The sequence below is a fragment of the Agromyces tropicus genome (assembly GCF_039531345.1).
In the GTDB taxonomy this organism is placed as follows: domain Bacteria; phylum Actinomycetota; class Actinomycetes; order Actinomycetales; family Microbacteriaceae; genus Agromyces; species Agromyces tropicus.
Genome location: NZ_BAAAPW010000007.1, coordinates 16,407 through 42,101, shown reverse-complemented (window position 1 = coordinate 42,101; position 25,695 = coordinate 16,407). Strand labels below are relative to the sequence as shown.

The following is a 25,695-nucleotide window of genomic DNA, read 5'->3' as shown; positions in this document are numbered from 1 at the left end:
GCCGCACCGACCCGCCTCCGGGCGCGCCGCGCGACCCGCGTCGGATGTCGTCGGCCGCGCGTACGCTCGCAGCATGCCGAAGCCCACGACCGCGTTCCGTTGCACCGAATGCGGATGGAGCACCGTCAAGTGGGTCGGCCGGTGCGCCGAGTGCCAGCAGTGGGGCACGGTGGTCGAGGCGGGCACCGAGACCGGCATCGTGCGCAGCCTGCAGCCGGTCGCCCCGAGCGCCTCGCGGGCGGCGCGTCCGATCTCGGCGATCCTCGAGACGGATGATGCGGCGCACCGACCGAGCGGAGTGGGCGAGTTCGATCGCGTCCTCGGCGGTGGCGTCGTCGCGGGCGCCGCGATCCTGCTCTCGGGCGAACCCGGCGTCGGCAAGTCGACGCTGCTGCTCGAGGTCGCGGCTCGCGTCGCATCGACGGGCCGCCGCGTGCTGTACGTGAGCGCCGAGGAGTCGACGGCCCAGGTCCGCCTCCGCGCCGGACGCACGGGTGCGCTGCACGACGAGCTCTACCTCGCCTCCGAGACCGACCTCGCGACGATCCTCGGCCAGGTCGACCAGGTCGCGCCCGAGCTGCTGATCGTCGACTCGGTGCAGACGGTCTCGAGCGCGCTGTCCGACGGCCTACCGGGCCAGCCGAGCCAGGTCCGCGAGGTCGCGTCGACCCTCATCCGCGTCGCGAAGGAGCGGCAGCTGCCGGTGCTGCTCGTCGGCCACGTCACGAAGGACGGCACGATCGCCGGCCCGCGCCTGCTCGAGCACCTCGTCGACGTCGTCTGCCAGTTCGAGGGCGACCGGCAGACCGCGCTGCGATTCGTGCGCGCCCTCAAGAACCGGTTCGGACCGACCGACGAGGTCGGCTGCTTCGAGATGACCGGCGACGGCATCGCCGAGGTCCCCGACCCGTCCGGGCTCTTCCTCAGCCGATCGCGTAACGCGGTGAGCGGCACCTGCGTGACCGTCGCACTCGAGGGGCGCCGGGCGCTGCCCGTCGAGGTCCAGGCGCTCGTCGTGGGCACCAAGGCGCCGCAGCCGCGCCGGGTCGTGAACGGCGTCGATCCCTCGCGCGTGGCGATGATCATCGCGGTGCTCGAGCGTCGGGCGGGGCTCCGCCAGCTCGGCGAGCACGATGTGTACGTGTCGACGGTCGGCGGCGTGCGGCTGGTCGAACCGGCGGCCGACCTCGCGATCGCCATCGCGATCGCGAGCGCCATGCGCGACCGGGCGGTGCGGCACGACCTGGCCGCGGTCGGCGAGATCAGCCTGGCGGGCGAGGTGCGCCCGGTGGCATCCGCCCGGCAGCGCGCGTCCGAGGCGAGCCGGCTCGGCTATCGGGCGCTGCTCGACGACGAGCTCGGCAGCGTGCGCGCGGCCGTCGAGCGCGCCATGATGGCGTCCTCCGGCAGTCGCGAGCGCGAACTCGACGCCGCGTTCTGACGGCGACGACGTCGCCCGGGGCGACGCTGGGCGACGCGGGTCCGTCAGCCCTCGGTCGACCCGAGCTCGAGCGCCTTCAGGAGCTCGTCGGGCGACGCCTGCATCGGGTGCGGGCCGGCGATGTCGAGGAAGACGGTCGTGATGGTCGCGCGGTATCGGGTGAGGAACGACTTCAGCCACGCGGGGCTCTGCAGGCCGACCGCGGGCGGGAGGTTCGCGGGCTTGTGCTGCGCATCGCTGAAGAGGAGCAGCGCGACCTCGCCGGTCTTCGCGTCGCGGTACGTCCAGACCTCGCCGCCGTCGAGCGGCCGGTCCCTGGGGCCGGGCTTGATGAGCGGCACGACCGTGTTGCCGTTGCGGAGCGCGAGCGCCACGGCCGCCATGTCCTGTCGCTCGAGGGCCTCGGCGAGCGCCTGCGATCGGAACTCGACGGGCTGCGCGGGCTTGGATCGCTTCGAACCGGCCATCCCTCCAGCCTACCGACCGGCGGATCCGGACCCGCGCGGCGGTCACGCGGGTGAAACACGTTCCCGGTAGCCTGCCGAACCTGTGCGCGGACGGAAGGGGCAGACGGATGACGGCCGGTGGCGGGACGCGGATCGCGGGCCTCGACCTCGTCCGGGGCGTCGCGATCGCGTTGGTCCTGGTCCGTCACGCCTGGCCGGCGGAGTTCGGCTCCGCGGGCATCGCCGGCGTCGTCGCGTTCTTCGCGCTGAGCGGCTACCTGATCACCGGGATCCTGCTGCACGACCTGCGCAGGCACGGCCGCGTCCGGTACGGGCGCTTCTACCGGAATCGGGCGTTGCGGCTGCTGCCGCCGCTGCTGCTCCTCCTCGCCGGCATCGTCGTGGCGATGCTCGTCTGGGACCCGCTCGGCGACCGTCGCGGGCTGTGGCGGATGCTCTTCACGGGGCTCACCTACACCGGCAACCTCCCGTACAACCATGGGAGCGCGACGGTGGGACACCTGTGGACCCTGGCGACGGAGGAGCAGTTCTACCTGCTCTGGCCCGTGCTGCTCGCGATCGCGCTGCGGTGGAACCGAGTGGGCACCATGGTGGCCGCGGCGTCGACGACGATCCTCGTCGGGCTCGCGGCGACCATGTGGCTGAAGGCGCCCGGGATCTACGAGATCTATCCCCTGCCGACCTCGTGGGCGATCGCGATCGTGATCGGCGCCGCCGCCAGGATCTGGGAGCCCGCGCTGCGGCGCCTGCTCCCTGAACGACCGGCCCCGCGTGCCGCGATCGGCACGACCGCGGTCGCCGCGCTGCTCGCGCTCGCGCTCGTCCCCGAGGACAAGTCCGCGCCCTGGGTGTACCTCGCCCTCGGCCCGTCGATCGCGGCGGTCACGGTCGTGCTCGTGCTCGTCTGGAGCGACTGGGTCGAGCTTCCGACCCCGGTGCTCCGCCCCCTGCTCGCGCTCGGCACCGTCTCGTATGCGGCCTACCTGTGGAACTGGCCGATCGTGATGTGGCTCGGCGGTCACCCCATGTCGTGGCAGACCTCGCTCGCCTCGATCGCGTTGACCATCGGCGCCGCGACGGCGAGCTGGTGGCTGCTCGAGCGGCCCGTCCAACGCTGGCGAGCGCGCCGTGATGCGCGTCGAGCCGACGCCGTTCGCGACACCGCGCAGGCCGATCGCGCCGAGGAGTCGGTCGGGTCAGGGCCTGCGGCGCGAGGTAACACCGCAGGCCCCTAGGACCGCAGGATGGTTAGTCCAGTTCGATCCTGATGAGCGATCCTCAGGCACTCAACGTCAGGAGTCACATGCGGACACATCGGGGCCCGGCGCCGCGGCTCGAGGCCGTCGACGACCGGAAGACCTGGATGGACCTCCTCCGCGGCGGCGCCGTGCTCCTCGTCGCACTCTGGCACGCGTTCGAGATCCCGTACCCCACGGTCCCGGCCGGCATCGCGTGGCTGTTCGACGCCCTCTCGGTCGCTCGCATCCCGACGCTGATGTTCCTCTCGGGCCTGCTGCTCGACCACTCGCTCCGCAAGCCCACCGGCGTCTACGTCGCCGGGAAGCTGCGCCGCATCGCCTGGCCGCTGGTCGTGTGGTCGGCCGTCCTCGTGATCGTCGGCTGGCCTGCGGCGCAGCCCGGCAGTCCGTGGTTCTGGCTCGGCGACGGCGCGCACCTCTGGTATCTCGGCGTCCTCCTCGCCTGCTACGCGGTGGGGCTGCTCACCCGGTGGGTGCACCCGCTCGTGTTCTTCGTCGTCGGCTTCGTGGCGATGGAGACGCTCCGGACCGACCTCGCGTTCGTGAACAACACGCTCTGGTTCGGGCTCTACTTCTTCGCCGGTGCGACGATGGCGCGCTGGCTCGACCGCTGGCTGCGGCTCCGCTGGTACCTGCCGGCAGCGTGCCTGGTGGTCGCGACCGCATGGGCGGTGTACTCGGCGACCGTGAACGGCTACGCCCCGATCGCGCACTGGCGCCCCCTGCTGCTCTCGCTGCTCGGGGTCGTCGGCGTCGTCTGGTTCGCGACCCGGCTGCCCCGCGTCCGCTGGCTCGAGTGGGTCGGCCGCCGCTCCATCGTGTACTACGTCGCCCACGTGCCGTTCATCTGGGCGATCACCGTGCTGGTCGCCGGGGTCCTGCCGCTGCCCGCGACCTACGCCGTCGTCGTGCTCGTCATGCTCGGCGGGTGCACGCTGCTCGCGCGCTACCTCGGTGGCAGCATCCTCTTCGAGTTCCCCCGACTGCGGGCCCCGGGTCGGGCGACGGATGGGACGGCCGTCGCGGCCGATGGCTGAGGCCGTGCGATGCGCGTCAGTAGAGCAGGAACTGCTTCGTGTCGGCCGACGCGATGCCGTTCACGGTGACGCCCAGGTGGTACGAGGCGCCGCCGGCAGGGACGGTCGACCGCTCGCCGCCGCACGTGTCGGCGCTCGACCGGGTCCGGTCCCAGGTGATCGGCTCGCTCGAGGACACGGGGGATCCGGGCGCGATGGAGACCTCGGCGTCGACCGCGTCGACCTGGCAGTCCGTCGAGGTCCAGTAGGTGTCGCTGCCGCTCGTGACGGCGAAGACCTGCGCGCTGGTGCCGACGTTCATGACGCACGTGTTGGAGCCGGTGTTCGTGATCGTCACCGACAGCTTCGGCTGCTCCCCCGCCGCGTAGACCGTGGCATCAGTGACGGCCTCGACCGTGATCTGCCCGGCTCGGCACGGATCGCCGTCGGCGGCCGGCTCGGCGGGCTCCTCCGACGCCTCCGGTTCACCGACCCCGTCGCTGGTCGCGGGTGCATCCGTCGCGGACGCCGACGCGGGCGGGGTCGGGGGCGCGGTGTCGCTCGCCTCGTCGCCCTGGCTCGCACCCGGCCGCACGATCACGAGCACCACCGCGACGATGGCGGCGACGAGCCCGAGCAGCACCATGAGCCGACGGCGTCGGTACACGGAGGCGGGCAGGCGCCCGGCGGGACGGTTGGTCGACATGGGCTCAGGGTACGGCTCGCGGACGACGCCGCCCGTTCGCCGGCACGGCGCGCCCCGAGGCGGTGAGGAACGCTCAGAGGACTTTCAGCATGCGGGTGTTGCCGAGCGTGTTCTGCTTCACCCGGGCGAGGTCGAGGAACTCGGCCACGCCCTCGTCGTGCGAGCGGACGAGTTCGCCGTACACCTCGGGATCCACCGTCTCGGACCCCATGTCCTCGAAGCCGTGGCGACCGAAGAACCCGACCTCGAAGGTCAGGCAGAACAGCCGGCTGAGGCCGAGCTCGCGCGCGTCCGCCTCGAGCGCGTCGAGCAGCGCGTGCCCGACGCCGTGACCGAGCCACGCGTCTCGGACGGCGAGCGTGCGGACCTCGCCGAGGTCCTCCCACATGACGTGCAGGGCGCCGCACCCGACGAGCTCCCCGTCGGGCCGCTCGGCGACGCGGAACTCCTGCAGCGCCCCGTACAGGTCGACCCGCTCCTTGCCGAGGAGGATGCGCCGCGTGACGAGCGGCTCCACGAGCTCCACGATCTTCGGCACGTCGGGCGTGCGCGCGCGGCGCACCGTGAACGGGGGCTGGGTCATCCGCTCATCGTATGCCCGGGCCGAGGTCGCGCCGGACACGACGGAGGGGCGGATGCCGTGGCATCCGCCCCTCCGGGTGGGTCGTCCTACTGGCCGGCAGCGAGGTCGGGCGTCGCCGGGCCGGTGCCGAGCGCCGCGCCCGTGTTCACGCCGACGCCGACGGGCAGCGCCCGCTGGGTGGTCGTGAAGACGAACTCGCCGTCCTGGAAGTCGACGTGCACGTGGTCGCCGGAGTTGAGCTCGCCGTGCAGGATCTTCTCCGAGAGCCGGTCCTCGACCTCGTGCTGCACCGCGCGGCGCAGCGGGCGGGCGCCGAGCGTCGGGTCGAACCCGACCTCGATCAGCCGCTCCTTCGCCGCGAGGGTGAGCTCGACGGTCATGTCGCGGTCGAGCATCCGCTCGCCCAGGCGCTTGATGAAGAGGTCGACGATCTGGAGCAGCTCCTCCTTGGTGAGCTGCGGGAACACGATGATCTCGTCCACGCGGTTGAGGAACTCGGGCTTGAAGTGCTTCTTCAGCTCCTCGTTCACCTTCGCGCGCATGAGGTCGTAGCCCGTGCGGGTGTCGCCCTCGATCTGGAAGCCCACGGGGCCGCCCGAGATGTCCTTCGTGCCGAGGTTCGTCGTCATGATGATGACGGTGTTCTTGAAGTCCACGACCCGACCCTGGCCGTCGGTGAGACGACCCTCCTCCAGGATCTGCAGGAGCGAGTTGAAGATGTCGGGGTGGGCCTTCTCGATCTCGTCGAAGAGCACCACGGAGAACGGCTTGCGGCGCACCTTCTCGGTGAGCTGACCGCCCTCCTCGAAGCCGACGAAGCCGGGAGGGGCGCCGAAGAGGCGCGAGACCGTGTGCTTCTCGCCGTACTCCGACATGTCGAGCGAGATCATCGCCGACTCGTCGTCGAAGAGGAACTCGGCGAGCGCCTTGGCGAGCTCGGTCTTGCCGACGCCCGTGGGGCCGGCGAAGATGAACGACCCCGACGGACGCTTCGGGTCCTTCAGGCCCGCACGCGTGCGGCGGATCGTCTTCGACAGGGCGGCGATCGCCTCCTCCTGGCCGATGACGCGCTCGTGCAGCGCCTTCTCCATGAAGACCAGGCGCGAGCTCTCCTCCTCGGTGAGCTTGAAGACGGGGATGCCGGTGGCCTGCGCGAGCACCTCGGCGATCAGGCCCTCGTCGACGACCGCGGTCGTCTTGACCTCGCCCGACTTCCACTGCTTCTCGAGGCGCAGCCGCTCGCCGAGCAGGTTCTTCTCCTCGTCGCGCAGCGACGCGGCCTTCTCGAAGTCCTGCTCCTCGATCGCGGTCTCCTTGGCGCCGCGCACCGTCGCGATCTTCTCGTCGAACTCGCGCAGCTCGGGCGGCGACGACAGGATCGACAGGCGCAGGCGCGCGCCGGCCTCGTCGATCAGGTCGATCGCCTTGTCCGGCAGGAACCGGTCGCTGATGTAGCGGTCGGCGAGGTTCGCGGCGGCGACGATCGCGCCGTCGGTGATCGAGACCTTGTGGTGCGCCTCGTAGCGGTCGCGGAGGCCCTTGAGGATGTTGATCGCGTGCGGCAGCGACGGCTCGGCGACCTGGATGGGCTGGAAGCGGCGCTCGAGCGCGGCGTCCTTCTCGAAGTGCTTGCGGTACTCGTCGAGCGTGGTCGCGCCGATCGTCTGCAGCTCGCCGCGCGCGAGCAGCGGCTTCAGGATCGAGGCCGCGTCGATCGCGCCCTCGGCGGCGCCCGCACCCACCAGGGTGTGGATCTCGTCGATGAAGACGATGATGTCGCCGCGCGTGCGGATCTCCTTGGTGACCTTCTTGAGGCGCTCCTCGAAGTCGCCGCGGTAGCGCGAGCCGGCGATGAGCGAGCCGAGGTCGAGCGAGTAGAGCTGCTTGTCCTTCAGCGTCTCGGGGACCTCGCCCTTGACGATGGCCTGTGCGAGACCCTCGACGACGGCGGTCTTGCCGACGCCCGGCTCGCCGATGAGCACGGGGTTGTTCTTGGAGCGGCGCGAGAGGATCTGCATGACCCGCTCGATCTCCTTCTCGCGGCCGATGACCGGGTCGAGCTTCGACTCGCGTGCGGCCTGCGTGAGGTTGCGACCGAACTGGTCGAGGATCTGCGAGCCGCCCTGCGGCTGCTGCTGCTCGTTGGCGCCGACCTGCACCTGCTCCTTGCCCTGGTACCCGGAGAGGAGCTGGATGACCTGCTGGCGCACGCGGTTGAGGTCGGCGCCGAGCTTCACGAGCACCTGGGCGGCGACGCCCTCGCCCTCGCGGATGAGGCCGAGGAGGATGTGCTCGGTGCCGATGTAGTTGTGGCCGAGCTGCAGCGCCTCGCGGAGGGAGAGCTCGAGCACCTTCTTGGCGCGCGGGGTGAACGGGATGTGCCCGGTCGGCTGCTGCTGGCCCTGCCCGATGATGTCCTGCACCTGCTCGCGGACGGCATCGAGGGAGATCCCCAGCGACTCGAGCGCCTTGGCGGCCACGCCCTCACCCTCGTGGATGAGGCCGAGCAGGATGTGCTCGGTGCCGATGTAGTTGTGATTCAGCATCTTGGCCTCTTCCTGGGCCAGGACGACGACACGACGGGCTCGGTCCGTGAATCTCTCGAACATCTCAACTCCTCACCGACGCCGGGTAGGGGCGTCGATACATCCACGGTAACGACCGGGACTGCGCGGCGGGTCGCTGTTCGCCATGGGCGCACGGGCCGTGACCCGGCTGTGACCCGTTCGGCGCGGACCCGTCGGCGCGGGCCCGGCCGGCATCGGGGTCGGCGGCGCGCGCGCCGCCCGTTCCGGCGTTGACCCGGGCGAGCGCGATCCGTAGCATATCGATCATCGTTATTATCGATGTTCGATACGACGCCCACGGAGGACCCATGACGACCGATGACGCCGCAACCCGCCTCGACCGATCCGACCGCATCGGCGCGTACGCCACGATCGCGGTCGCGGCGCTCGCGATCGGCGGCGCCGCGTGGGCGGCATCCGCGCGCCTCGCCGAGGTGCTCCCGGGTCGCGACGTCCCGGTCCTCGTCCCCTTCCTCGACGAGGCGGCCGAGCTGCCGATCGGACCGGACGGCGCCGCATTCCCGGTCGAGGTCGATCGTGCGGTCGTGACGGTGGCGGAGCCCGCCGCGGCGACGCAGTTCGCGCTCGTGGCCGAGCCGATCGTGCACGCGGCCGCGATCATCGCCGGCGTCGCGCTCCTGGCGGCGCTGTGCTGGAACCTCGCTCGCGGCCATGCGTTCTCGCCCGCCAACGTGCGGATCGTCTGGTGGGGCGCCGCGGTGCTGACGGCCGGCTGGCTGTTCGGCACGGTGCTGACGAACATGACCGTCAACGGCGCCCTCGCCGCCGTGAGCGCCCGCACCTACGACGGGATCACGTTCAGCACGGACTGGGCGATCCCGTTCGCGATCCTCGTGATCGGCGCCGTGGGCGCGGCGTTCCAGGTCGGCCGCCGGCTGCAGGTCGAGACCGAGGGCCTCGTCTGATGGCACCCGCCGAACAAGACGACGCCCACGACGTCCACTGCCGCCTCGACGAGCTGCTCGCCGAACGGGGAATGACGTTGACGCGGTTGTCCGAGCTCGTCGGCGTGAGCATCGTGAACCTCAGCATCCTGAAGAACGACCGGGCACGCGCCATCCGCTTCTCGACGCTCCAGGCGATCTGCCGCGCACTCGAGTGCGAGGTGGGCGACCTGCTCGTCGTGCGATCGTCCGACTCCCGGCCGTGACGGATGCCGCGGACTCGACCGCGCCCGAGCGCCCGTGGTTGGATGCACGCATGTCCAGACTCGTGCTGACCGTCATCGGAGACGACCGCGCCGGGCTCGTCGAGGCCCTCGCCGACACGATCGGCGAGCACGGCGGCAACTGGGAGCAGAGCCAGATGGCCGAGCTCGCGGGGCAGTTCGCCGGCATCGTCGTCGTCGAGGTGCCCGCCGACCGGGAGGCCGCGCTCCGCGCCGCGCTCGACGGACTCGACGGGCTGATGGAGGTGTCGGCGCACCCGGGCGTCGACCAGGCCGCGGAGGCCGCGGCATCCGCCGGCTGGACCCCCCTGCGCATCGACCTCATCGGCAACGATCACCCCGGCATCGTGCGCGACGTCTCGGCGGTGCTCGCCCGGCACGGGCTCAGCATCGAGACCATCACGACCGGCCAGCGCGACGCGCCCATGGCGGGCGGCCGGCTGTTCGAGGCGCACCTCGTGGTGCGGGTGCCGCCGGGCGGCGACCCCGCCGACGTGCGCGACGACCTCGAGCAGGTCGCGAGCGAGCTCTTCGTCGACCTCACGCTCGAGCGCGACTGACCGCGGCCGACCGCGCGGCCGCTACTTGATCGGCACGGTCACCACGGCGTCGCCGATCGTCACCTCGAGCGGCTCGGTCGTCGTGGTGAACACGGGCGTCCAGAAGACCGTCGTGTGCGGCACGAAGTCGGCGGTGCACGGCCGCAGCTCCGGCTCGGGCAGCACCGCCTCGACCGCGTTGCCCTCGCCGGCCTCGGCGGTCACGTTCAGCGACGTCGGCACGACCGGGCACGTCGACGATCCCCAGATCGTGATCGCGAGCTTGCCGCCGTCGTCGAGGTACTGCACGTAGGGCTCGTCGCCCGTCGGCTCGGGCGCATCGACCGCGTCGCCCTCGTCGATCTGCTCCTCGGTGGAGCCGCCGAGGTTCGTCTCCTCACCGCCGGCACCGGCCGCCTCGTCCTCGACGGGCAGGCCCGGGAAGTCCTCCACCACCCCCGAGCCCGGGTTGCAGGCGGTCAGCAGCAGCGCCGACGCGATCGCGGCGCCCGCGAGGAGGAGACGGCGGACACTGCGGGCGTCGGTGTGCGTGGTCATGGGCGTCATGCTGCCACGGCGCGGCGCACGACGACAGGACCTCCGGCCCTGTCGGATCGGCCCGCGAGCGCACTCGGTCCACGCCGGATCGTCGATGGCGCGGGCCGGCTCCACGGCCGTCGGGCGCGCGTAGGATGCGGGAATGAGCAACCTCGAGCGCGACCCCGTCGAACTGCTCTGCCCCCCTGAGGATGCGACCGGCCCGGCGGTCCAGGTCTTCGACTACCGCGAGGTCCCGCTGGGCGGGCCTCGGGCGATGCCCGTGCGTCGCACGCTCCCGCAGCGGGGCCGCACGACGATCGGCGCCTGGTGCTTCGCCGACCACTACGGGCCCGACGAGGTGGCCGAGACCGGCGGCATGGTCGTCCCCCCGCACCCGCACACGGGGCTGCAGACGGTGAGCTGGCTCTTCGAGGGCGAGATCGAGCACCGCGACTCGACCGGCAGCCACGAGCTCGTGCGGCCGGGCGGCGTCAACCTGATGACGGCCGGGCGCGGCATCTCGCACTCCGAGGTCTCGACCCCCGGCACCACGCGCCTGCACGGCGTCCAGCTCTGGGTCGCCCTGCCCGAGTCGTCCCGCGGGATCGCGCCGTTCTTCGAGCACGCCGACACCGCGCCGGTCGCGATCGGCGACGCGACGGTCCGGGTCTTCGCGGGCGAGCTCGCGACCGACGGGTCCGCGACGACGGATGCCGCCGACTCCCCCATCACGGTCTTCTCGCCGCTCCTCGGCGCCCAGGTCGACCTCCCCGCGGGCGGCACGGTCGACCTGCCGGTCGATCCCGCCTTCGAGCACGGCGTCCTCGTCGACGCCGGGCCCGTGCATGTGGAGCCCTCGGGGGCGGGCGAGCCGGTGGAGGTCGCGTGGTCGCAGCTCGCCGTCGTCGAGCCCGGCCCCGACCGGCTGCGCCTGCGCGCCGACGCCGACCCCGTCCGGGTGCTGCTGCTCGGCGGCATCCCGTTCGGCGAGGAGCTCGTGATGTGGTGGAACTTCATCGGCCGGTCGCACGACGAGATCGTCGAGTTCCGGCGGCGATGGCAGTCGGACGTGATCGACCGCAACGACCCCGACGGGGTCTTCGGCACGGTCTCCGGCTACGACGGCGCGCCCCTGCGCGCGCCCGAGCTGCCGACGGTGCGCCTGAAGCCCCGGCGCTAGGGATCCGATCCGCCGGCACGCGGCGCCCGGCGCCGCCCGCGCACGCCGACGGCCGGTGCCGCGGAGCGGGCACCGGCCGTCGGGTCGCAGAGCGGATCAGGCCGCGACGATGGAGGGCTCGCCCTCCGCGACCTCCTCGCGGATCGTGCGGCGGTGGGCCCAGCGCTTGAGCGCGATCACCACGAGCGCACCGACGACCGATCCCGCCACGATCGCGAGCACGAACCACAGCAGGTTGCCGATCGCGAAGAAGACGAAGATGCCGCCGTGCGGCGCCTGCGACGTGACGCCCATGCCCATGCAGATCGCGCCGGCGATCGCGCCGCCGATCACGGTCGCCGGGATGACGCGCAGCAGGTCCGCCGCAGCGAACGGGATCGCGCCCTCCGAGATGAACGCGGCGCCGAGCAGCCACGCCGCCTTGCCGTTCTCGCGCTCCACCGGGGTGAAGAGCTTGCGGTCGAGGACGGTGGCGAGTGCCATGGCGAGGGGCGGCACCATGCCGGCGGCCATGACCGCCGCCATGATCGCCCACGGCGCCTGGTTGTCGAGCGAGCCCGCCGACAGGCCGGCGACCGCGAAGGCGTAGGCGACCTTATTGACGGGGCCGCCGAGGTCGAAGCCCATCATCGCGCCGAGGATGAGGCCGAGCGCGACGGCACCGGCGCCGCTGAGGCCCGACAGCCAGGCGTTGAGCGCGGTCGTGAGCGCCGCGATCGGTCCGCCGAAGACCACGATCATGAGCCCCGAGGCCACGATCGAGGCGACCAGCGGGATGATCACGACGGGCATGAGCCCGCGCAGCCATCGCGGCACGTCGAGCCGGGCGAACACCAGCGCGATCCAGCCGGCGAGCAGGCCGCCGACGAGGCCGCCGAGGAAGCCGGCGCCGATCAGCACCGAGACGGAGCCGACGACGAAGCCGGGGGCGATGCCCGGGCGGTCGGCGATGCCGTACGCGATGTACCCGGCGAGCGCCGGTACGAGGAAGCCCATCGAGATCGCGCCGATCGTGAAGAGCACGGCGCCGAGGTACTCGAGGAGCCCGCCGTCCGGCAGGTTCCACAGCGAGTTCCCGAGCACGACCTCCTGCGCATTGTCGGTGATGTCGTAGCCGCCGAGCAGGAAGCCGAGCGCGATGAGCAGGCCACCGCCGGCGACGAACGGGATCATGTAGCTGACGCCCGTGAGCAGCACCCGCTTGATCTTCTGGCCGAAGTGCTCGCCGGCCGCGGCACCCGCCGCAGCGGCCTCGGCCGCTCCTGCCTCGCCCGCGACGCGCGGCGCCGACGGGTCGCCGATCGCGGCGACGGCCTCGTCGATCATCTCGGCCGGGTGGTCGATGCCGCGCTTGACCGGGCCCTGGACGACGGGCTTGCCGGCGAACCGGCTCTTGTCGCGCACGTCCACGTCGACCGCGAAGACGACGGCCTCGGCGCGGGCGATGACGTCGGGCGCGAGCGGGGTCGAGCCGGAGGAGCCCTGGGTCTCGACGTGCAGCTCGACGCCCGCCTTCTTCGCGGCCCCGGCCAGCGCGTCGGCGGCCATGTAGGTGTGGGCGATGCCGGTCGGGCACGCCGTGACCGCGATGAGCACGGGAGCGTGCCCCGGTGCGGCGGCGGTCTCGGCCGGTGCCGGAGCGGCGGCCGGAGCGGCGGCCGCGTCGTCCTTCGGCTCGAGCGCACCCTCGACGAGGGCGACGAAGGCCTGCACGTCGGGAGCGGAGCGCAGCGCGGCGACGAAGTCCTCGTCGATGAGCGATCGCGCGAGCGTGGAGAGCACCGCGAGGTGGTCCTGCGTCGACGCGGTCGGCACCGCGATGAGGAACACGAGGTCGGCGGGCCCGTCGAAGGAGCCGAAGTCGACCCCCTCGGGCAGCCGGGCGGCGGCGAGCGTCGGCTCGGTGACGGCGTCGGACTTCGCGTGCGGGATGGCGATGCCGCCGGGGACGCCCGTGGAGTCCTTCTCCTCGCGGGCCCACGCGTCGGCGAAGAGCGCCTCCGCGTCGGTGGCTCGGCCCGCGGCGACGACGGCGTCGGCGAGGGCTCGGATGACGGCGGCCTTGTCGGCGCCGAGTGGCTCGTCGAGGGTGACGAGCCGCTGGTCGATCACGGTGGACATCGGTTCCTCCTAGTGGACGGCCGGGGCGACGGCGCCCCGGATTCTGGTGACGGTGACGGCGGAGGCGTCGGCCTGCTCCCTCGTGGGGACGGCCGAGCCGGGGAGCGACGCCGCGGCCGCCCCGTGTGCGACCGCCTGGGCGAGCGCCCGCTCGGGCGCCGCCCCTTCGGTCGTGGCCAGCAGGTAGCCGGCGAGCGAGCTGTCGCCCGCCCCCACGGTGCTGCGGGCCTCGATGCGCGGTGCGGGGGCGAACCAGGCGCCCCCGTCCGTCGCGAGCACGGCGCCGTGGGCGCCGAGCGTGACCAGGGCCGAGCGGATGCCGCGGGGCGCGAGCCGCGCGGCCAGCTCGGCGACCCGCGCGGGGTCGGCCTCGAGCGCGTCGGGGTCGGCCTCGCCCGTGAGCTCGGCGAGCTCCTCGCCGTTGGGCTTGACGAGGTCGATCTCGACGTCGGCGTCGACGAGCGCCGCGAGCGGCGCGCCCGACGTGTCCACGGCGACCCGCGCGGTGACGCCCGCGGAGCGGGCCTCGCGCACGAGGCGCACGTAGAAGTCGGCGGGCAGCGAGGGCGGGAGCGATCCGGCGAGCACGAGCCACGTGGCATGCGCCGACTGCGCGACGACCGCGCGGATCAGGGCGGCCTGCTCGTCGTCGTCGAGCGACGGGCCCGGCTCGTTGAGCTTGGTGGTGACCCCGCCGGGCTCGGTGATCGCGATGTTCGACCGCAGCCGCCCCGCGATCGGCACCGTGACGACCGGCAGTCCGGCCGTCGCGAGCGCGAGGACGAGCGGGTCGTCGGCGCGGCCGGGCAGGACCGCGACGGAGTCCGACCCGGCGGCGACCAGGGCGCGGGTGACGTTGACGCCCTTGCCGCCGGGCTCCTCGACGCTGCGGTCGACGCGCTGCACCTCGCCGCGCTCGAGCTCCGCGTCGAGCTCGACGGTCCGGTCGAGCGACGGATTGACGGTCAGCGTGACGATCATGCGACCCGCACCTCCACCTCGGCCTCGTCGAGTGCCACGGCGAGCGCCGGGCCGGGCGGCGCGTCGGTGATGAGCACGTCGACCTCGTCGAGGGCGGCGAAGCGCTGGAGCGCCTCGTCGTCGTGCTTCGACGAGTCGACGAGGACGACGGCGAGCCGGGCTCGGTCGACCATGGCCTGCTTGACCTGCGCCTCGAGCTCGTCGGGCGTCGAGAGGCCGAACTCGGCGCTCACGCCGTTCGTGCCGATGAACGCGATGTCGGGGCGGATCTCGGCGAGCTGCGCGATGGCGGCGGGCCCGACGGCGGCGCTCGTGATGCCGCGGATCGTACCGCCGACGACGCGGACGACGAGGTCGGGGCTGCCGTGCAGCAGTGCCGCGATGGGCACCGAGTTCGTGTAGACCGTGAGCGGCGGCGTGCCCGGCTCGGGCCGCCAGCCGACGAGCGCCTCGGCGAGCGCGCCCGTCGTGGTGCCGGCGTCGAGCAGGATGGAGCCGCGGAAGGTCGGGGGCACGAGGGCGAGCGCCTCGTTCGCGATGGCCCGCTTGGCGTCGGTGTGCTGCCCGGTGCGCTCGAGGACGGTGGTCTCGGCGAGGCTCGCGCGGGAGGCGCTCACGGCGCCGCCGTGCACGCGGCGCAGGTGGCCGGCCTGCTCGAGGGCGTCGAGGTCGCGGCGGATGGTCTCGGCGGTGACGTCGAGTTCGTCGGCGAGCCCGGCGACCGAGACGCGGCCGGTGCGTGCGAGGGCCTCGAGGATGTGCTCGTGTCGCTCCATCGCGTACATGCGCGGCCTCCCTGCCGATCTTCGATCACCTGCGTTCGTGTGAGTTTAGCTCACAACGAACCTCAAGTGCAACACATTCGCAGAACTTCCCACAGAAACCCACATTCACGGTCATGCGGGGACGACGGACGTGCGCAGCGACGCGCTCGACCGGCGCGCGCCGAACCGGTCGCGTCAGGGCCGCCGCGCTACTGCAGCGCGGAGGTGAGGCGGGCGAGGTTGTCGAGCACCGTCGAGCGCAACGGCTGCTGCATCCACTCGTCGAGGGTCAGCTCCCGGCTGTCTCGCCGGTAGCCCTCCTCCACCGCCCGCATCTCGCGCACGAAGGACGCACCGCGGACCAGGAGCGAGATCTCCATGTTGAGCTCGAACGAGCGGATGTCCATGTTGCTCGAGCCGATGACCGCGACGTCGTCGTCGATCGTGAAGTGCTTGGCGTGCAGGATGTACGGGGCCTTGTACATGTAGATGCGCACGCCCGCCCGCAACAGCGCCTCGTAGTACGAGCGCTGCGCGTGGTACACGAGCGCCTGGTCGCCGAGCTCCGACACGAACAGCTCGACGTGCACGCCGCGCTGCGTCGCCCCGCTGATCGCACGGAGCATCGCCTCGTCGGGCACGAAGTACGGGCTCGTGATGATGATCCGCTCGCGGGCCGCGTACAGCAGTGCGAGGAAGAGCTTGAGGTTGTTCTCGTTCGGGTACCCCGGACCGCTCGGCACGACCTGGCAGTCGAGGTTCTGCTCCTCGGGCGGCTGGGCGAACGGGATGAGCTCCTCGCGCGAGGGCGCACTGCCCGTCTCGAGGTACCAGTCGGTGGCGAAGATCGCGTCGAGGCCAGAGACGATCGGCCCCTCGAGCTCGGCGACGAGCTCCTGCCACTTCAGCCCGCGACGGAGGTTGCCGCGCTTGTTGTAGCTCCGGTCGATGATGTTCTGCGAGCCCATGTACGCGATCTCGCCGTCGACGACGAGGATCTTGCGGTGGTTGCGCAGGTCGGGTCGCTGGTACTTGCCGCGCAGGGGCAGCACCGGCAGCATCAGTCGCCACTCGACGCCCATGCGATCGAGCCTCCTCAGGGTGCGCCGGTACCCCTTCGAACGACGCGACGCGATGTGGTCGAGCAGCACCCGCACCTCGACCCCGCGCGCGACGGCCTCACCGAGCGCGTCGAAGAACCCGGCGGTCGTCGAGTCGTACGAGAAGATGTAGAACTCGACGTGGACGTAGCGCGTCGCCCGGGAGATCGCGTCGGCCATCGCGGCGATCGACGCCTCGTAGTCGCCGATGAGCCGCGCGCTGTTGTGCCCGATGAGCGGCATCGCGCCGAGGTTGCGGTTCAGGCGCACGACGCCGTCGAACCAGTCCGGCCAGTCGGTCTTGTCGCTGACCTGCTCGACGCCGTGCGTGCTCTCGCGGATGAAGCGGTCGACCTCGGCCTGCTTCGCCCGTCGCGCCTTCGGCAGCTTCGGGTTGCCGATCAGGAGGAAGAAGAGCACCCCGAGGTACGGGATGAAGAAGATCGCCAGCAGCCACGCCATGCCCGCGGTGGGACGGCGGTTGCGCGGCACGACGATGATCGCGATGACGCGCACGACGATGTCGATGACGAGCGCCAGGATGGCGATGATCGCCGTGAGCTGTGCCGCCGTCATGCGCGACTAGGCGGCTCGGTGCTGCTGCTCGGCGAGCTTCGCGCGCTCCTCGGCCTCGATCTTCGCGTAGGTGTCGCGCTCCGTGCGATCGGCGCGCAGCAGCGACCGCATCACGAACCAGAAGATGAGTCCGATCAGCACGGTCGGGGTGAGCGACCAGATCGCGTTCAGCCAGAAGTCATCCATAGCCGTTCCAGAATACCTGCGGTTCCCTCGGATCCGCGCGACCGGTCGGTCAGCCGCCCGTGACGATTCCCCAGATGCCCGAACCGAGCAGGTACAGGCCCACCGCACCGACGATCACCCAGATCGCGATCCGGGAGAACGAGGGCTGCTTGGGGTCCCGCTCGGGCTCGAGCTCCTTCTTGGGCAGGTAGTCGTCCATGTCGTCCTCCTACTTCACCAGCGGGAACAGGATGGTCTCGCGGATGCCGAGGCCCGTGATCGCCATCAGGAGGCGGTCGATGCCCATCCCCATGCCGCCGGTCGGCGGCATGCCGAACTCGAGCGCCCGCAGGAACTCCTCGTCGAGGCGCATCGCCTCGGGATCGCCGCCGGCGGCGAGGCGGGCCTGCTCGACGAACCGGTCGCGCTGCACCACAGGGTCGACGAGCTCGGAGTAGCCCGTGGCGAGCTCGAAGCCGCGCACGTAGAGGTCCCACTTCTCCACGACGCCGGGGATCGAGCGGTGCTGCCGCACGAGGGGCGAGGTGTCGAGCGGGAAGTCCATGACGAACGTCGGGCGCTCGAGTCCCGACTTCACGTGGTGCTCCCAGAGCTCCTCGACGTACTTGCCGGGCAGCGGATGGTCGATCTCGATGTCGACGTCGGCGGCGAGCTCCTGCAGGCGCGACATCGGCGTCTCGGGCGTGATCTCCTCGCCGATGGCCTCCGACAGCGACCCGTACATCGACAGGCGGTCCCACTGACCGCCGAGGTCGTAGTCGGTGCCGTCGGCCCACGTCACGACGTGCGAGCCCGAGACGGCCTCCGCGGCGTCCTGGATGAGCTTCTGGGTGAGGTCGGCGATCGAGTGGTAGTCGCCGTACGCCTGGTACGCCTCGAGCATCGCGAACTCGGGGCTGTGCGTCGAGTCGGCGCCCTCGTTGCGGAAGTTGCGGTTGATCTCGTAGACGCGCTCGATGCCGCCGACGACGGCCCGCTTGAGGTAGAGCTCCGGCGCGATGCGCAGGAACAGCTCGGTGTCGAACGCGTTCGAGTGCGTCACGAACGGGCGCGCCGAGGCGCCGCCGTGCATGACCTGCAGCATCGGCGTCTCGACCTCGACGAAGCCGAGCTCGCCGAACGTGCGCCGGAGGCTCGCGTTGACCTTCGCGCGGTCGATCACGTTGCGCCGCGCCTGCTCCCGCGCGATGAGGTCGAGGTACCGGCTGCGCACGCGCGTCTCCTCGGAGAGCTCGTTGTGCAGGTTCGGGAGCGGGTTGATCGCCTTCGACGCCATCCGCCACTCGGTCGCCATGATCGAGAGCTCGCCGCGCCGGCTCGTGATCACCTCGCCGGCGACGAAGACGTGGTCGCCGAGGTCGACGAGGTCCTTCCACGCCGCGAGCGACTCCTCACCGACCTCGGCGAGGGAGACCATGGCCTGGATCCGGCTGCCGTCGCCCGACTGCAGCGCGGCGAAGCAGAGCTTGCCCGTGTTGCGCAGGTGCACGACGCGACCCGAGACGCCGACCGTCTCGCCGCTGCGCTCGTCGACGCCCAGCCCGACGAACCGCGCGCGCACCTCGGGGATGCTCGCGGTGATCGGGAGCGAGACCGGGTACGCGCCCTGCCCGAGGTCCGCGGCGTCGTCGATGAGGCGCTCGCGCTTGGCCAGTCGCACGGACTTCTGCTCCGAGATCTCCTCGGCGGTCGGCTCGTGCGTGGTCTCGTCGGCCATGGCTTCTCCGGATCGGTGGCGGGGTCGTGGGGGTCGCATCCGAGCGGATGCCACCCACCAGCGTATCCCGCCGCCGTGCGCCGACCTGAAGGGGAGCCGGATGCCGCGAGGCGGCGGGTACCGGGCGCGTCAGCCGAGGACGATGTCGGCGTTGTCGATGAGCCGGGTGCCGCCGACGCGCGCGGCGACGAGCACGGTCGCCGGGCCGTGGGCGGCCTCGTCGACCGGGAGGAACGTCTCGGGGTCGACCACCACCAGGTAGTCGAGGTCGATGCCGTCGTGGTCGCCGAACGCGGCGGCGGCCTCCGCGAGCACCTCGTCGAGGCCCTCGGGCGCGGCCCGGCCGGCGGCGGCGAGCGCCTCGGAGAGTGCCAGCGCCGTGCGGCGGTCCGGCGCGTCGAGGTAGCGGTTCCGGCTCGACATGGCGAGGCCGTCGGGCTCGCGCACGGTCGGCACGACCTCGACCTCGACCGGCACGTCGAGGTCCGCGACCATCCGCCGCACGAGGAAGACCTGCTGCGCGTCCTTCTGGCCGAACACGGCGCGGTCGGGCTGGACGATGTGGAAGAGCTTCGCGACGACCGTCAGCATGCCGTCGAAGTGGCCCGGGCGCGACGCGCCCTCGTAGAGGGTGCCCACGTGGCCGGCGGCGATGCGCGTCTCGACCTCGCCGTCCGGGTACATCTCGTCGACCGCGGGGGCGAACACGTGCGCGACGCCCTCGCGGGCGAGCGCGTCGAGGTCGGCATCGAACGTGCGCGGATAGCGGTCGAGGTCCTCGCCGGCGCCGAACTGGAGCGGGTTCACGAAGATCGAGACGACGACGTCGTCCGCGGCCGCGCGCGCCCGGCGCACGAGCGCGAGGTGCCCGTCGTGGAGGGCGCCCATCGTCGGGACGAACGCGACGGTGCGTCCCTCGGACCGTGCACCGCGCACGGCCTGGCGGATGCCGGCGATCGTGCGGTGCACCGCGGGTGCCGCGACCGTGCGGACCGCCCGCTGCTCGTCGCCCGTCACGACGCACCTCCCGACGGCCGATCGTCGTCGGCCCCGTCGATCGTAGCCGTCCCGTCGACCGTCGGCCCCGGGTCGTGGCGTGCGAGGGCGTTCTCGACCGCGCTGCGGACGAGCGGCGCGAGCACGGCGCCGGCCCGCGGCATCCCGATGCGCTCGAGGATGCCGGTCGCCTGGTCGACGATCGCCGACGAGAACGAGACCGCCGTGTCGACGGCCTCCGCGTAGGCCGGCCGGTCCTCCTCCGCGACGACGAAGGGCTCGCCGCCCATCTCCACGACCAGTGCCTGCCCGATCGGCAGCACGGGCGCCGGTGCGGTCACGGCGAACCAGGTGCCGGCGAGGCGGCCGAGGTCGACGCTCGTGCCCGTGAACGACATCGCCGGGTGGATGGCGAGCGGGATCGCCCCGGCCCGCATCGCGGGCTCGAGCACGGCGATGCCGTGCCGCGCCGAGGTGTGCACGACGAGCTGGCCCGGCCGCCACGCCCCCGCCGAGGCGAGGCCCTCGACGAGCCCCGAGAGCTCGTCGCCCGGCACCGCGAGCAGCACGAGTTCGCTGCGCTCCACGATCTCGGGCACCCCGAGGACCGGGAGGTCGGGCAGCATCGCGGCCGCCCGCTCGCGGCTCGCGTCGGAGACCGCCGAGATGCCGGTGAGCGCGTGGCCGGCGCCCGCGAGGGCGGAGGCGAGCACGGCGCCGACGCGGCCCGCGCCGATGGTTCCGACGCCGAGCCGCCCGGCGCGCTGGTCAGGCCGCATGCGGGACCCCCCAACGATCGCTGCGGTCGCGCAGTGCGCGCTCGATCGCCTCGTCGGCGATGCGCGCGTACGCGTCGTCGGCGTCGGCCCGGTCGAGCGCGGGCGCCTCGGCCGTGACCGGGCCCGCGACGGTGTGGATGCGCACGGAGGCCAGTCCGAGCCCGCGCCGGAGCGGTCCGGACGCGACGGCCACGGACTGCATGCGCGCGAGCGGGACGAGCGCGAGGCTGCGCAGCAGCCAACCGCGGCGGAGCAGGGCGGTGCCGCCGACGATGCCGAGCCCGATCCGCCGCCATGAGAACGGGCGGATCCACGCGGCGCGGCGCGGCGCCGGCGTGAAGCCGTCGTGCGGCCCGGTGCCGGTCAGCCCGGCGTCGAGCACGGGATCGAGTTCCGCGATCGCGTCGGGCGCGAGCAGCCCGATCACCCGGCGGACGTCGTCGGCGGTGCCGACCGGCAGGACGAGCGTGCGACGCGCGGCGTCGCCGTTCGCCCCCACCGACTGTCCGGCGACGTTCACGCGCACCGTCCACCAGCCGAAGGCGCGCCAGAGCAGCCACTGCGACGCCTCGATCGCGTGCACGCGCCCGGGCGGGATCGTCTGGTTCGCGGTCGAGAGCAGGCCCGACCCGATGCGCACGCCGTCGGGCGTGCCGGCGATGGTGTAGCGCAGCGACCCGGTGATCCGGGTCCACAGGTAGCTGACGACGCCGATCGCGGCCGGGACGAACGTGAAGAGCACCCAGAGCGAGCCCGTCGACAGGCCGACGACGATCGCGACGACCACGGCGACGAACCAGATCATCGAGCCGCCGAGCAGCGCCGAGGCGATCACGCGCCCGAACGGGATCCGCACGACCGACTCGACCGGGGCGAGGTCGGGATCGAGCTCGGGCGCGAGGAACTCGTCCACCCGGCGCCCGACGAGCGCTCCGGCGCGGTCCGAGAGGGTCGGGCCCGCACCGGGGCCCGCCGTCGCAGTGGACGCGGGAACGCCGTCGCCGGTCGCCGGCGGCTGCGCCGCCTCCCGGCGCGCACCCGAAGCCAGCCGGAGCAGGTCGCCCCGGAGCCGGTCCGCCTGCGCGGAGCCGAGGTACGAGAGCTCGACGTTGCCCGACTGCCCCGCGACCGAGACGTCGAGCTTGGCGGCGCCGAACAGGCGCGCGAACACGGGCCGGGCCACGTTGATGCCCTGGATCCGGTCGAGCCGCGCACTGCGGTGGGAGCGGAACAGGATGCCGCTGCGCACCTCGAGCGCCTCGTCGGTGACGCGGAACGTGTGCATGCGCCAGGCGAGCCAGAACCCGAGCACGACGAGCGCGATCACCACGACGAGCACGAGCAGCGCCCACCCGATGAGGCCGTTCGCCACGAGGCCCGTCACCGGGTCCTCGGCGAAGTCGCCGCCGAAGTCGCCGTTCGGCCCTCCGGGCGGCTCGGCACCGGGGGCGAAGAACAACAGGAACAGCTCGACGACCCGTTCCCGCAGGTTCGCGATGAGGAACCCGATCACGGCGAGGAACACGAGGCCGCCCCGCAGCAGCGGGCTCGCGGGATGCAGCCGGTGCCACTCGCCGTCGGCGAGCGGGCCGATCGGCGTGCGGGCCTCGGGTGCCGTCACAGGCCCGCCCGTCGGGTCTCGGCGAGCGCGACGAGCTCGTCGCGCAGCCGCTCGGCGTCCTCGAGAGGAAGTCCGGGCAGCGTCACGGCGGTCGCCGCGGCCGCGGTCACGAACTTCAGGTCGGCGAGGCCGAGCGCGCGGGACACGGGTCCGCGGGTGAGGTCGACGAGCTGCATCCGCCCGTAGGGCACCGCGACCTGGCGCTGGAACATGATGCCGCGCCGGAACACGAGGTCGTCGGCGCGGCGGCGGTAGCCGATGGAGCGGACCCGGCGCGGCTCGAACGCGATCGAGACGACCGCGATCGCCGCCACCGCGATGCCGGCCCACGTCGCCCACGGCAGCGCGAACCACGCGCCGACGACGAGCAGCACGGCGACCGTGATGCCCGAGCCGATGACGGAGCCGACGACTTCGACCACGACGTGCTTCGGCGAGACGCGTCGCCAGTCGTCGTCGACGTGGGCGGTCGCGTCGACCGGCACCGGCGCCGGCTCGGGCGTCGGCTCCGCGGGCGCTGCGGGCGCCGCCGCCTCCGCGGGCGCTGCGGCGTCCGCCGCCGGTCCCGGTGCCTCGGCGGGGACCGGGGCGTCGGATGCGGCGTGCTCGGGGTCAGGCATGCGCCGAACCCTCCTCTTCGGGGTCGTCGGGCGGAAGGGTGCAGAAGTGCTCGGCGACGAGGCCGCCGGCCAGGAGCAGCGCGGCGCCGACGGCGGTCGCGATCGCCATCCAGATCGTGCCGAGGGGCGGCAGCACGCTGCGCGTCAGCAGGAACAGGACGATCCCGCCCCCGGCGCCCAGGACGAGCGCACCGGTCAGGCTGCTCGCCTTGGCCAGCACGGCGATGCGCGCGGCACGGAAGGGGTCGATCCGGCGCCTGCGGTCGCCGCGGACCGCCTGCCGGATCGGCCAGGCGAACAGCACGACGATCACGCCCAGGCCGGTGAGCGTGACGGGCAGCGAGAGCGGCGGCACGAGCGCCGCGGCACCCGCGGCGACGAGCGCGAGCTCGCCGAGGTAGCCCAGCGCGAGGCCGATCACGGCGAACGCGATGAGCGTCGAGACGTGGGTGCGGTTCACCGGCGGACCACCTCGTCGTCGGCCTGCGCACGGAGGTCGGCCACGCGCCCCCGCCCGGGCAGCTCGGCGTCGGGGTCGACGTCGAGCCAGGGCTGGAGCACGAAGGCGCGCTCCCACGCGCGCGGGTGCGGCAGCACGAGCCGGTCGTCGGCGACGCGTGCCCCGCCGTGGTCGATGAGGTCGAGGTCGAGGGTGCGGTCGCCCCAGCGCGTCTCGCGCGTGCGCCCGTGCTCGGACTCGACGCGCTGCAGCAGGTCGAGCAGGGCATGCGGCGCCAGCGTCGTCTCGACGACGATGACGCCGTTGAGGTAGCGCGGCGCCTCCGGGTCGACGCCGGCCGGCCGCACCGCGGCCGTCTCGTAGACCGGCGACACGGCGACGAGCTCGACGCCATCGGGCTCGGCGATCGCCCGCGTGGCGGACGCGATCGTCGCCTCGCGGTCGCCCAGGTTGGCACCGAACGCGATGACGGCGCGGGTCATGCCCGGCTCCGCACGACGGTCACGGCGACGTCGTCGAACGGCACGTCGATCGGTGCCTGGGGCTTGTGCACCGTGACGCTCGCCTCCTCGACGCCGTCGAAGCCGAGCGCGACGGCCGCGACGCGCTCGGCGACGGTCTCGATCAGGTCGACGGGGTCGCGCTCGACGGCCTCCGCCACCGCGACGGCGAGGTCGCCGTAGTGCACGGTGCGGCCGAGGTCGTCGCCGGAGGCCGCCGCGGCGAGGTCGACGGCGACGGACACGTCGATGACGAACTCCTGGCCCTGCTCGCGCTCGAAGTCGAAGACGCCGTGGTGCGCGCGGACGCGGATGCCCGTCACGGCGATCCGATCACGAGTGCTGGCCACGTCGTCCACTCTGCCATGCGCGGGCGACGTCGAGCGCGACGCGCGTGCCCGCGACGTCGTGCACGCGGACGCCCCACGCGCCGGCCCGGGCGGAGAGCACGCTGATGACCGCCGTGGGCAGGTCACGGTCCTCGACGGGCGCACCCTCGGGCAGGAGCGCGCCGAGGAACCGCTTGCGCGACGCGCCGACGAGCAGCGGGTAGCCGAGCTCGGCGAGCACGTCGAGGTTCGCCAGCAGCTCCCAGTTCTGCTCGGCGCGCTTGGAGAAGCCGAGGCCCGGGTCGAGGATCAGCCGATCGGGGGAGACGCCCGCGGCGACCAGCTCGTCGACGCGACGCGCCAGCTCGTCGCGCACGTCGCGCGCGACGTCGTCGTACGTGGCGAGGTCGTCCATCCGGTCGGAGTGGCCGCGCCAGTGCATCGCCACGTAGGTGGCTCCCGTGGCGGCGGCGATCCGCCCCATCTCGGCGTCGGCGAGCCCCGCCGAGACGTCGTTGATGATCTCGGCGCCGGCGGCGACGGCCGCCGCGGCCGTCGCCGCGCGCATGGTGTCGACGCTCACGCGCAGGCCGCGCCGCGCGAGCTCGCGGATGACCGGCACCACGCGCCGGAGCTCCTCCTCCGGGTCGACGCGCGCCGCCCCGGGGCGGGTCGATTCGCCGCCCACGTCGAGCAGGTCGGCGCCCGCCGCGTCCAGCTCGAGCGCGTGCGCGACCGCGGCGTCGGTGTCGAACCACCGCCCGCCGTCGCTGAACGAGTCGGGGGTGACGTTCACCACGCCCATGATGAGGGGCGCGGTCGCGGACTCGCCCGGCTCCGCAGCCGCCGGCTCAGGCACTGCGCCCCGATCCGATGAGGGCCATGACCTCGGCCCGCGCCGCGGGGTCGGCGAGCGCGCCGCGGCTCGCGACCGTGACGGTCGAGCTGTGCTCCTGACGCGCGCCGCGCGTGGTCACGCACGCGTGCACCGCGTCGAGCACGACGAGCACCCCGCGCGGTTTGAGGCCGGCGTCGAGCGCGTCGGCGACCTCCTCGGCGATGCGCTCCTGCAGCTGCGGGCGGCTCGAGATCGTGTCGAGCACCGCGGGGATGCGTCCGAGCCCGACGAGCTTCTCGCCGGGCAGGTAGGCCACGTGCGCGGTGCCGGTGAACGGCACGAGGTGGTGCTCGCAGACCGATCGGAACGAGAGGTCGCGCAGCACGACGGCGTCCGAGGTCGCCGGCATCCCGGCATCCGTCGACCCGGTCGGCACCGCGTCGGCCAGGTGCACCGAGGGGTCGGCGCCGATGCCGCTGAAGTACTCCGCATACGCCTCGGCCACGCGCTGCGGGGTGCGCTCGAGACCGGGGCGGCCGGGGTCCTCGCCGATCGCCAGGAGCAGCTCGCGCACGGCGCGCTCGATGCGCTCGGCGTCCACCCCCGTCATGGCACCCTCC

The 25,695-nt window shown here is 72.9% G+C and carries 28 protein-coding genes; 7 read left to right on the top strand and 21 right to left on the bottom strand.

All coding sequences use genetic code 11. The features are described 5' to 3' along the window. The first annotated feature begins 73 nt into the window (after nt 1-73). The gene (radA, locus tag ABD230_RS17445; protein ID WP_344377880.1) at nt 74-1,441 is read left to right on the top strand and encodes a DNA repair protein RadA; all 1,368 of its coding nucleotides are present in this window, start codon (nt 74-76) and stop codon (nt 1,439-1,441) included. A 44-nt stretch (nt 1,442-1,485) separates the two neighbouring features. On the opposite strand, the gene ABD230_RS17440 is transcribed toward radA, so the two are convergent. After that, the gene (locus ABD230_RS17440; RefSeq protein ID WP_344377877.1) at nt 1,486-1,908 is read right to left on the bottom strand and encodes a dehydrogenase; all 423 of its coding nucleotides are present in this window, start codon (nt 1,906-1,908) and stop codon (nt 1,486-1,488) included. A gap of 107 nt (nt 1,909-2,015) precedes the next feature. Here ABD230_RS17440 and ABD230_RS17435 point away from each other — a divergent pair, with 107 nt between their 5' ends. Beyond that, nucleotides 2,016-3,143, top strand: coding sequence for an acyltransferase family protein (locus ABD230_RS17435; RefSeq protein WP_344377875.1), 1,128 nt, complete (start codon nt 2,016-2,018; stop codon nt 3,141-3,143). A gap of 68 nt (nt 3,144-3,211) precedes the next feature. Next, complete coding sequence (locus tag ABD230_RS17430; protein WP_344377873.1) at nt 3,212-4,204, top strand: acyltransferase family protein; 993 nt, start codon at nt 3,212-3,214, stop codon at nt 4,202-4,204. Nucleotides 4,205-4,220: 16 nt separating this feature from the next. On the opposite strand, the gene ABD230_RS17425 is transcribed toward ABD230_RS17430, so the two are convergent. The 3 genes from ABD230_RS17425 to ABD230_RS17415 all read right to left on the bottom strand — a co-directional run bounded on the left by ABD230_RS17425 (nt 4,221) and on the right by ABD230_RS17415 (nt 8,081). Further along, nucleotides 4,221-4,889 (bottom strand): hypothetical protein, encoded by a 669-nt coding sequence (locus ABD230_RS17425; RefSeq protein WP_344377870.1) that lies wholly within the window; start codon nt 4,887-4,889, stop codon nt 4,221-4,223. Between the two features lie 73 nt (nt 4,890-4,962). Then, nucleotides 4,963-5,472 carry an amino-acid N-acetyltransferase gene (locus ABD230_RS17420; RefSeq protein ID WP_344377869.1) on the bottom strand — a complete coding sequence of 170 codons (510 nt, stop codon included), beginning with the start codon at nt 5,470-5,472 and terminating at the stop codon, nt 4,963-4,965. Nucleotides 5,473-5,558: 86 nt separating this feature from the next. Continuing rightward, nucleotides 5,559-8,081, bottom strand: a complete 2,523-nt coding sequence (locus ABD230_RS17415; RefSeq protein ID WP_344377867.1) for an ATP-dependent Clp protease ATP-binding subunit — start codon at nt 8,079-8,081, stop codon at nt 5,559-5,561. Nucleotides 8,082-8,347: 266 nt separating this feature from the next. Here ABD230_RS17415 and ABD230_RS17410 point away from each other — a divergent pair, with 266 nt between their 5' ends. From ABD230_RS17410 to ABD230_RS17400, 3 genes are read left to right on the top strand one after another with little or no spacing between them, the layout of a single operon-like run. Continuing rightward, complete coding sequence (locus tag ABD230_RS17410; protein ID WP_344377864.1) at nt 8,348-8,965, top strand: hypothetical protein; 618 nt, start codon at nt 8,348-8,350, stop codon at nt 8,963-8,965. Next, on the top strand, nt 8,965-9,210 hold the full coding sequence (locus tag ABD230_RS17405; RefSeq protein ID WP_344377862.1) for a helix-turn-helix domain-containing protein: 246 nt from the start codon (nt 8,965-8,967) through the stop codon (nt 9,208-9,210). The genes ABD230_RS17410 and ABD230_RS17405 overlap by 1 nt, the downstream gene beginning before the upstream one ends. Before the next feature lie 50 nt (nt 9,211-9,260). Continuing rightward, entirely contained in the window at nt 9,261-9,788 is a 528-nt protein-coding gene (locus ABD230_RS17400) for a glycine cleavage system transcriptional repressor (RefSeq protein ID WP_344377860.1), read from the top strand. 21 nt (nt 9,789-9,809) lie between these two features. Here the strand turns inward: ABD230_RS17400 and ABD230_RS17395 are convergent, their stop codons facing one another. Continuing rightward, nucleotides 9,810-10,325, bottom strand: coding sequence for a hypothetical protein (locus tag ABD230_RS17395; RefSeq protein WP_344377857.1), 516 nt, complete (start codon nt 10,323-10,325; stop codon nt 9,810-9,812). Nucleotides 10,326-10,467: 142 nt separating this feature from the next. On the opposite strand from ABD230_RS17395, the gene ABD230_RS17390 reads away from it, so the two are divergent. Further along, a complete protein-coding gene (locus tag ABD230_RS17390; protein WP_344377855.1) occupies nt 10,468-11,487 on the top strand; it encodes a pirin family protein in 1,020 nt (339 codons plus the stop codon). 96 nt (nt 11,488-11,583) lie between these two features. Here the strand turns inward: ABD230_RS17390 and ABD230_RS17385 are convergent, their stop codons facing one another. The 16 genes from ABD230_RS17385 to folE all read right to left on the bottom strand — a co-directional run bounded on the left by ABD230_RS17385 (nt 11,584) and on the right by folE (nt 25,685). Continuing rightward, nucleotides 11,584-13,608: a PTS fructose transporter subunit IIABC gene (locus ABD230_RS17385; RefSeq protein ID WP_344377852.1), complete on the bottom strand. Its 2,025-nt coding sequence runs from the start codon at nt 13,606-13,608 to the stop codon at nt 11,584-11,586. A 9-nt stretch (nt 13,609-13,617) separates the two neighbouring features. Further along, nucleotides 13,618-14,589 (bottom strand): 1-phosphofructokinase family hexose kinase, encoded by a 972-nt coding sequence (locus tag ABD230_RS17380; RefSeq protein WP_344377849.1) that lies wholly within the window; start codon nt 14,587-14,589, stop codon nt 13,618-13,620. Continuing rightward, nucleotides 14,586-15,374: a DeoR/GlpR family DNA-binding transcription regulator gene (locus ABD230_RS17375; RefSeq protein ID WP_344377846.1), complete on the bottom strand. Its 789-nt coding sequence runs from the start codon at nt 15,372-15,374 to the stop codon at nt 14,586-14,588. Before ABD230_RS17375 ends, ABD230_RS17380 begins: the two co-directional genes overlap by 4 nt. Nucleotides 15,375-15,562: 188 nt before the next feature. After that, a complete protein-coding gene (gene cls, locus ABD230_RS17370; protein ID WP_344377843.1) occupies nt 15,563-17,029 on the bottom strand; it encodes a cardiolipin synthase in 1,467 nt (488 codons plus the stop codon). Between the two features lie 6 nt (nt 17,030-17,035). Then, on the bottom strand, nt 17,036-17,215 hold the full coding sequence (locus ABD230_RS17365) for a hypothetical protein (protein ID WP_344377840.1): 180 nt from the start codon (nt 17,213-17,215) through the stop codon (nt 17,036-17,038). 49 nt (nt 17,216-17,264) lie between these two features. Then, nucleotides 17,265-17,414, bottom strand: coding sequence for a hypothetical protein (locus ABD230_RS17360; RefSeq protein WP_344377838.1), 150 nt, complete (start codon nt 17,412-17,414; stop codon nt 17,265-17,267). A gap of 9 nt (nt 17,415-17,423) precedes the next feature. Continuing rightward, nucleotides 17,424-18,932, bottom strand: a complete 1,509-nt coding sequence (gene lysS, locus ABD230_RS17355; protein ID WP_344377836.1) for a lysine--tRNA ligase — start codon at nt 18,930-18,932, stop codon at nt 17,424-17,426. A 129-nt stretch (nt 18,933-19,061) separates the two neighbouring features. Continuing rightward, nucleotides 19,062-19,949, bottom strand: coding sequence for a pantoate--beta-alanine ligase (gene panC / locus ABD230_RS17350; protein WP_425546257.1), 888 nt, complete (start codon nt 19,947-19,949; stop codon nt 19,062-19,064). Continuing rightward, a complete protein-coding gene (locus ABD230_RS17345) occupies nt 19,946-20,707 on the bottom strand; it encodes a Rossmann-like and DUF2520 domain-containing protein (RefSeq protein WP_344377834.1) in 762 nt (253 codons plus the stop codon). The genes panC and ABD230_RS17345 overlap by 4 nt, the downstream gene beginning before the upstream one ends. Beyond that, a complete protein-coding gene (locus tag ABD230_RS17340; protein ID WP_344377831.1) occupies nt 20,697-22,328 on the bottom strand; it encodes a PH domain-containing protein in 1,632 nt (543 codons plus the stop codon). The genes ABD230_RS17345 and ABD230_RS17340 overlap by 11 nt, the downstream gene beginning before the upstream one ends. Then, nucleotides 22,325-22,948 carry a PH domain-containing protein gene (locus tag ABD230_RS17335; RefSeq protein WP_344377826.1) on the bottom strand — a complete coding sequence of 208 codons (624 nt, stop codon included), beginning with the start codon at nt 22,946-22,948 and terminating at the stop codon, nt 22,325-22,327. Before ABD230_RS17335 ends, ABD230_RS17340 begins: the two co-directional genes overlap by 4 nt. Beyond that, nucleotides 22,941-23,408, bottom strand: a complete 468-nt coding sequence (locus ABD230_RS17330) for a DUF3180 domain-containing protein (protein WP_344377823.1) — start codon at nt 23,406-23,408, stop codon at nt 22,941-22,943. Before ABD230_RS17330 ends, ABD230_RS17335 begins: the two co-directional genes overlap by 8 nt. Beyond that, nucleotides 23,405-23,890: a 2-amino-4-hydroxy-6-hydroxymethyldihydropteridine diphosphokinase gene (gene folK / locus ABD230_RS17325; RefSeq protein WP_344377820.1), complete on the bottom strand. Its 486-nt coding sequence runs from the start codon at nt 23,888-23,890 to the stop codon at nt 23,405-23,407. The genes ABD230_RS17330 and folK overlap by 4 nt, the downstream gene beginning before the upstream one ends. After that, on the bottom strand, nt 23,887-24,258 hold the full coding sequence (gene folB, locus ABD230_RS17320; RefSeq protein ID WP_344377817.1) for a dihydroneopterin aldolase: 372 nt from the start codon (nt 24,256-24,258) through the stop codon (nt 23,887-23,889). The genes folK and folB overlap by 4 nt, the downstream gene beginning before the upstream one ends. After that, a complete protein-coding gene (folP, locus tag ABD230_RS17315; RefSeq protein WP_344378274.1) occupies nt 24,242-25,042 on the bottom strand; it encodes a dihydropteroate synthase in 801 nt (266 codons plus the stop codon). Before folP ends, folB begins: the two co-directional genes overlap by 17 nt. Before the next feature lie 46 nt (nt 25,043-25,088). After that, nucleotides 25,089-25,685 (bottom strand): GTP cyclohydrolase I, encoded by a 597-nt coding sequence (gene folE / locus ABD230_RS17310; protein WP_344377813.1) that lies wholly within the window; start codon nt 25,683-25,685, stop codon nt 25,089-25,091. Between the last annotated feature and the right edge of the window lie 10 nt (nt 25,686-25,695).

What these genes read in the sequence shown, in the direction of transcription:
- folP (WP_344378274.1), bottom strand. Translation starts at nt 25,042, where the DNA reads ATGGGCGTGGTGAACGTCACCCCCGACTCGTTCAGCGACGGCGGGCGG.
- folK (WP_344377820.1), bottom strand. Translation starts at nt 23,890, where the DNA reads ATGACCCGCGCCGTCATCGCGTTCGGTGCCAACCTGGGCGACCGCGAG.
- ABD230_RS17395 (WP_344377857.1), bottom strand. Translation starts at nt 10,325, where the DNA reads ATGACCACGCACACCGACGCCCGCAGTGTCCGCCGTCTCCTCCTCGCG.
- ABD230_RS17430 (WP_344377873.1), top strand. Translation starts at nt 3,212, where the DNA reads ATGCGGACACATCGGGGCCCGGCGCCGCGGCTCGAGGCCGTCGACGAC.
- radA (WP_344377880.1), top strand. Translation starts at nt 74, where the DNA reads ATGCCGAAGCCCACGACCGCGTTCCGTTGCACCGAATGCGGATGGAGC.
- ABD230_RS17415 (WP_344377867.1), bottom strand. Translation starts at nt 8,081, where the DNA reads ATGTTCGAGAGATTCACGGACCGAGCCCGTCGTGTCGTCGTCCTGGCC.
- ABD230_RS17360 (WP_344377838.1), bottom strand. Translation starts at nt 17,414, where the DNA reads ATGGACGACTACCTGCCCAAGAAGGAGCTCGAGCCCGAGCGGGACCCC.
- ABD230_RS17410 (WP_344377864.1), top strand. Translation starts at nt 8,348, where the DNA reads ATGACGACCGATGACGCCGCAACCCGCCTCGACCGATCCGACCGCATC.
- ABD230_RS17365 (WP_344377840.1), bottom strand. Translation starts at nt 17,215, where the DNA reads ATGGATGACTTCTGGCTGAACGCGATCTGGTCGCTCACCCCGACCGTG.
- ABD230_RS17405 (WP_344377862.1), top strand. Translation starts at nt 8,965, where the DNA reads ATGGCACCCGCCGAACAAGACGACGCCCACGACGTCCACTGCCGCCTC.
- lysS (WP_344377836.1), bottom strand. Translation starts at nt 18,932, where the DNA reads ATGGCCGACGAGACCACGCACGAGCCGACCGCCGAGGAGATCTCGGAG.
- ABD230_RS17435 (WP_344377875.1), top strand. Translation starts at nt 2,016, where the DNA reads ATGACGGCCGGTGGCGGGACGCGGATCGCGGGCCTCGACCTCGTCCGG.
- ABD230_RS17425 (WP_344377870.1), bottom strand. Translation starts at nt 4,889, where the DNA reads ATGTCGACCAACCGTCCCGCCGGGCGCCTGCCCGCCTCCGTGTACCGA.
- ABD230_RS17440 (WP_344377877.1), bottom strand. Translation starts at nt 1,908, where the DNA reads ATGGCCGGTTCGAAGCGATCCAAGCCCGCGCAGCCCGTCGAGTTCCGA.
- ABD230_RS17385 (WP_344377852.1), bottom strand. Translation starts at nt 13,608, where the DNA reads ATGTCCACCGTGATCGACCAGCGGCTCGTCACCCTCGACGAGCCACTC.
- ABD230_RS17420 (WP_344377869.1), bottom strand. Translation starts at nt 5,472, where the DNA reads ATGACCCAGCCCCCGTTCACGGTGCGCCGCGCGCGCACGCCCGACGTG.
- ABD230_RS17380 (WP_344377849.1), bottom strand. Translation starts at nt 14,589, where the DNA reads ATGATCGTCACGCTGACCGTCAATCCGTCGCTCGACCGGACCGTCGAG.
- ABD230_RS17335 (WP_344377826.1), bottom strand. Translation starts at nt 22,948, where the DNA reads ATGCCTGACCCCGAGCACGCCGCATCCGACGCCCCGGTCCCCGCCGAG.
- ABD230_RS17345 (WP_344377834.1), bottom strand. Translation starts at nt 20,707, where the DNA reads ATGCGGCCTGACCAGCGCGCCGGGCGGCTCGGCGTCGGAACCATCGGC.
- ABD230_RS17400 (WP_344377860.1), top strand. Translation starts at nt 9,261, where the DNA reads ATGTCCAGACTCGTGCTGACCGTCATCGGAGACGACCGCGCCGGGCTC.
- folE (WP_344377813.1), bottom strand. Translation starts at nt 25,685, where the DNA reads ATGACGGGGGTGGACGCCGAGCGCATCGAGCGCGCCGTGCGCGAGCTG.
- ABD230_RS17375 (WP_344377846.1), bottom strand. Translation starts at nt 15,374, where the DNA reads ATGTACGCGATGGAGCGACACGAGCACATCCTCGAGGCCCTCGCACGC.
- cls (WP_344377843.1), bottom strand. Translation starts at nt 17,029, where the DNA reads ATGACGGCGGCACAGCTCACGGCGATCATCGCCATCCTGGCGCTCGTC.
- ABD230_RS17390 (WP_344377855.1), top strand. Translation starts at nt 10,468, where the DNA reads ATGAGCAACCTCGAGCGCGACCCCGTCGAACTGCTCTGCCCCCCTGAG.